Origin of the sequence: Candidatus Thiosymbion oneisti, assembly GCF_900092655.1 — a bacterium.
Classification (GTDB): domain Bacteria; phylum Pseudomonadota; class Gammaproteobacteria; order Chromatiales; family Chromatiaceae; genus Thiosymbion; species Thiosymbion oneisti.
Window position 1 is genome coordinate 1 of the sequence record NZ_FLUY01001201.1, and the last position, 4,876, is coordinate 4,876.

Consider the following 4,876-nt stretch of genomic DNA (forward strand, 5'->3'; position numbering starts at 1 on the left):
GGAGCGTCAGATCCCTCCTCCGTCGGGACAAGGTCTGCTCCCACGCTGGAGCGTGGGGAGCCAGCCGAAAATCAATGGGTTAGTTTTTAGACGGCCTCTTAACTTAATGGCATTGAGACCCCGCCTCGTCATTCCGATAGGGAGTGCCGGAATCCAGACGCCAAGGATGGCAAAAGCAGTGAGAATCTGACGATTGGGTGGCTCGTCCACCACTTAAAAATTTACCACTACCCAGCGATGGATTCTCGGCAGGGTGACCACCCAAGCGAGCCGTAACTATCACGCCCCCTCTTTTGTCCCCTGTGGCGACGGTGCCGCGCCGGCCGACTCGGGGGCCGAGGCTGTCGGTAATTTGACCCGCATCAGCACCAGCACCAGCAGGATGGCCGGCAGGCCGAGTATGGCCGCGTAGGTAAAGAAGAAGACATAGTCGGTCGCGTCCACGATATCGCCGGAAAAGCCCCCGAGAAACTTTGCCGGGAGCAGCATCAGCGAGCTGAACAGGGCGTACTGGGTGGCGGTGTAGGCCCGGTTGGCGAGGCCAGACAGATAGGCAATGAACACCGACCCGGCGAGTCCGGCACTCAGGTTGTCCGCGGAGATGACCAGTGCCAGGAGGGTGATATCCGCCGACTGGGTTGCCAACCAGGCGAAGATCAGGTTGGTTCCGGCCACCATAGCGGCGGCCACCAACAGGATGCGCATGACGCCGAAACGGACCACGACGACTCCGCCCAGCGCCGCCCCCACCATGGTCATAATCAGGCCGAAGACCTTGGTGACACTGGCGATCTCTTCCTTGCTGTAGCCCATGTCGATATAGAAGGGGTTGGCCATGACGCTCAGGGTAATATCGGACAGGCGAAAGACCCCGATGAAGGCCAGGATGAGCAGCGCCACCCGCCAGCCGTTGCGGGCAATGAATTCGGTGAAGGGGCAAACGATGGCGCCGATGAACCAGGCACTGAGCTCACGCCTCCGATCCGACAGGTGGGCCGAGCCCTCGATGAAGCGCACCACCCGCTCCTCTCGGCGCCAGGTCTCCCGATCGATCTTGCGGGTCGGCTCGGGGATCAGCAGGACGGTAAGCACGCCGATCCCCATGCACAGGGCCATGATGGCGTAGGACTGGGACCAGGACAGATACTCGGCGAAATAGAGGGCCCCCGCCCCGGCCATGATCATGCCGATCCGGTAGCCCATCTGGTAGGTAGCGGCCATCGCGCCCTGGAGGTCCACCGCCACCGCCTCGATGCGCCAGGCGTCGATGGCGATATCCTGAGTGGCCGACGCGAAGGCTACCAGCAGGGCCGCCGCCACCAGCATGCCCAGGGTCTGATTGGGGTCGTTGGTTGCCATCAGCAGCAACCCGGCGATCACCCCTATCTGCGCCAGCAGCATCCAGCCCCGACGCTGTCCCAAGCGCCGGCTGAGCAGGGGCACCGGGATCCGGTCCACGAGCGGTGCCCAGACGAATTTCAGGGCATACAGGGTCGCCACCCAGGAGATGTGGCCGATGGTGCTGCGGTCGACACCCGCCTCGCGCAGCCAGGCGGAGAGGGTCCCGAACACCAACAGCAGCGGCAGACCGGCCGAGAAGCCCAGCAACAACATCGCGACCACGCGGGGATTGAGATACACCGCCAGGGCATCCAGCCATGAGCGGCCGGCATCCTTGCTTTTCTCCATCATTTCCCCGTCCGGTTGCGTGGGGTTGGGCATGTCGGGCTCTTTAAGTATCGGAAAAACCAGGGGTTACGCGGATCAGCCCGTAGGATGGGCAAAGCGAAGCCGGTCCATCCAGACGGCCTCGGACTCGGATCTTGGTGCCGGGCTTTCCGAATCGCGGCTCCCGGTCGGGAGACACAGAAGGCGAAGCGTGCCCATCAACCTACGAATCGTAGAGGTCAGCGCCCATGATAGAGTACTTCTTCAGCCGATGACACGGGGCTTTAAAACGAAAAATCATACAAGAGAGTATGTTATGGAAACAAAGATGAAGAAGCTTACTCCGAATTTGATGGTTGCCGATGTCGTGGAATCGATCCGCTTTTACGTCGACCTATTAGGCTTTTCTCCGGACCTGGTTGTACCGGAGAATGAGCGGATTATGGAAGCGGAATTGCAGGCAGGTAGGAAATATGCCTATGCGGTGGTGCATCGTGATGAAGTATTTGTGATGTTCATGCGCCAGGATGAGTATAGGAAAGATGTTCCTGCTTTCTCAACAATGGATATCGGGGCCTCTGTTTCCCTGTATATCGATATGGAAAACGTCGAGTCTTTTTATGACAAGATCAAAGACAAGGTAAGGATAGAAAAAGAATTGGCAGATACCTGGTACGGCATGCGTGAGTTCTATATCTGTGATAATAATGGTTACATCCTCGCCTTTGGCGAACCAATTCCATGCGCGTAAGCATATGAATCACCACCACATATGAATCAACACCAACGGAACAAATATTGCGCCTAGGGGGCGTTCTCAATCAGCCTTCGCCGTTCGTTTGATCTCCGGCATGGTCCCTCACGGGGGTGGGTTGTTATGCGTCTGCTTGCGTTTTATCAAGCCGCTGTCGGGCTTCGGCTTTTATTTCAGCCATATCCGCAAAACGGCTGGGGCCGCTGTCCAGACCCTCGTTCCATAGACGACGCAGCTCGTCGGCTTCCTGCTGGTGCAAAGAGCGCCTCAGTTTCCAGTCGCGTAACGCTTCGCGCACGACCTCGCTGCTGCTGGCGTATTCGCCGCTCGCCACGACCTCGCGCACGACGGCAAGCATTTCCGGTGTCAGCGCAATACTGACTTTTTCGACATTGGCCATGATAGGCACCTCCTTACCCTATAGTAGTATTATTTACTACTATCGCAAGGATGGTGTAGAAAAGCAGATAGTAATATTGAGGCATAAAGTCTCCTCGGGTAGTGGTAAATTCATAAGTGTTAAAGTAGAGAGATTCATCTTTTTGATCCCCTCTCCCCAACCCTCTCCCTAGAGGGAGAGGGAGCATAGCGGCCAGCTGTTGGTCATGTTCCAACTTAGATATTAACCACTACCGTCTCCTCGTTCACCTGAGAGGCTGATAACCAGGCGGGTTTATCGTTTTCTCTGTGTCCTCAGCGTCTCTGCGGTTCAAAAAATCCGCACCGCCGCTTGCAGCAGCAGGCAGGTCATGGCCCCGGCGGCAACGTCGTCGAGCATGATCCCGAGCCCACCCGACACCTGTTTGTCCAGCGCGCCGATGGGCCAGGGCTTGAGGATGTCGAAGCAACGGAACAGGATGAATCCCGCCAGGAGCCACGACCACCCCGGCGGTGTCGCAGTCATGGCCAGCAAGAACCCCAGCATCTCGTCCCAGACGATGCTGGCGGGGTCCGATGCCTGCAGCTCCTGCGCCGTCTTGCCGCAGGCCCAGACCCCGATGAGGAACATCAGCAGGAGTGCGGCCAGATACCAGACGACGGGCAGGGGTCGCAACAGCAGATAGAGGGGAATGGCGGCGAGGGTTCCAACCGTCCCGGGCGCCCAGGGGAAGCGCCCCGCACCCAAACCGTAGGCCAGCCAATAATGGGGCCGACGCCACCAGGCACGACTCGGCAGGCCCTGATCTTTAGCGCGCATCCCCTCAGTCTGCATCTGGAAAATGGTCGTAGCCCGATTGTCCCGGGTCCCAGATCGACCCGTCTCCCAGCAGACATCGCAGCCCTATCTCCGGTTGTACCCGGCCCACGGCCTGGATCCGAATACCGAGCCGTTCCGCCAAGGCCGTAATCCGTGCGCGCTTTTGCTCGGGAACGCAGAAGCAGAGCTCGTAGTCGTCCCCCGCCGCCAGGGGTAACCCCCAATCCGGGTCCGCCGCTAACCGATCCCTTACCGCTCGGGAGAGGGGAAGGTCCGGGAGCCGGATCTCGGCGCCGACGCCGCTCGCCGCCAGGATATGCCCGAGGTCTGCCGCCAATCCGTCGGACAAGTCGATCATGGCCGTGGCGGTCCCCCGCAGGGCCAGGCCCAACTCGACCCGTGGGGTCGGTCGCTCCAGGCGTCCGCGCAAAAATTCGGGTACCGCCTCCCCGGCATCGAGCAGGCGCAGGGCGAGACCGGCGTCCCCCAGGGTCCCGCTGACACAGACCAGATCGCCGGGCCGCGCACCGCGGCGGAGTATTGCTGTTGCGGCCGGGACCAGGCCCTGGATCTGCACCGTTATAGTCAGCGGACCACGGGTCATGTCACCACCGACAAGGGCGATCCCATAGCTCCGGGCGAGCCGGTCAAACCCGAGGCTGAAGGCATCCAGCCAGGCCGCGTCGGCATCCGGGAGGGTGAGGGCCAGGGTCGCCCAGGCGGGCTCGGCACCCACGGCGGCCAGGTCGCTCAACCCTACGGCCAGCGATTTGTGGCCGAGCCCTTCCGGATCGCAGTCAGGGAGAAAGTGGACGCCCGCTACCAGGGTGTCGATGCTGGCGGCAAGCTCATAGCCCTGGGGGACCCGCAGGAGGGCACAATCATCACCAACACCCAGGGCTACATCCGCGCGCTGGCTGCCGATGCGGGAAAAGTGATTCCGAATCAGGTCGAATTCGGACACTGTGCCTGCCCACTGTCCGGGGCGACCGATCGCCGCAGTGAATGGTCGAGCCTCGTATAGGAGTACCGAAGTACCGATAATCTGGGAATCATTTTTTTGCCGCAAATGAACGCCAATGAACGCAAATCGGTCGTAATGGCTCGTTCCCACGCTTTTCTCGTGAAAACTAAGCCTGACTGATGACCATTTGGACCGGCAACTCGACATTCAGGTTCGGTAGTGGTTAATATCTAAGTTGGAACATGACCAACGGCACTGGCCGCTATGCCCCCTCTCCCTCCGGGAGAGGGTT

At 60.0% G+C, this 4,876-nt stretch carries 5 protein-coding genes; 1 reads left to right on the forward strand and 4 read right to left on the reverse strand.

Annotated features, from left to right (window positions below):
• Nucleotides 1-279: 279 nt before the first annotated feature.
• Complete coding sequence (locus tag BQ17_RS12390; protein ID WP_256091581.1) at nucleotides 280-1,722, reverse strand: AmpG family muropeptide MFS transporter; 1,443 nt, start codon at nucleotides 1,720-1,722, stop codon at nucleotides 280-282.
• A gap of 274 nt (nucleotides 1,723-1,996) precedes the next feature.
• Between BQ17_RS12390 and BQ17_RS12395 the strand changes: the two genes are divergently transcribed.
• Nucleotides 1,997-2,419, forward strand: a complete 423-nt coding sequence (locus BQ17_RS12395) for a VOC family protein (RefSeq protein ID WP_218068253.1) — start codon at nucleotides 1,997-1,999, stop codon at nucleotides 2,417-2,419.
• 124 nt (nucleotides 2,420-2,543) lie between these two features.
• Here the strand turns inward: BQ17_RS12395 and BQ17_RS12400 are convergent, their stop codons facing one another.
• The 3 genes from BQ17_RS12400 to thiL all read right to left on the reverse strand — a co-directional run bounded on the left by BQ17_RS12400 (nucleotide 2,544) and on the right by thiL (nucleotide 4,584).
• Entirely contained in the window at nucleotides 2,544-2,822 is a 279-nt protein-coding gene (locus BQ17_RS12400) for a type II toxin-antitoxin system ParD family antitoxin (protein WP_089727507.1), read from the reverse strand.
• A 309-nt stretch (nucleotides 2,823-3,131) separates the two neighbouring features.
• A complete protein-coding gene (locus tag BQ17_RS12405) occupies nucleotides 3,132-3,620 on the reverse strand; it encodes a phosphatidylglycerophosphatase A family protein (RefSeq protein WP_089727509.1) in 489 nt (162 codons plus the stop codon).
• Between the two features lie 4 nt (nucleotides 3,621-3,624).
• Nucleotides 3,625-4,584, reverse strand: coding sequence for a thiamine-phosphate kinase (gene thiL / locus BQ17_RS12410; RefSeq protein ID WP_089727512.1), 960 nt, complete (start codon nucleotides 4,582-4,584; stop codon nucleotides 3,625-3,627).
• Nucleotides 4,585-4,876 lie beyond the last annotated feature (292 nt).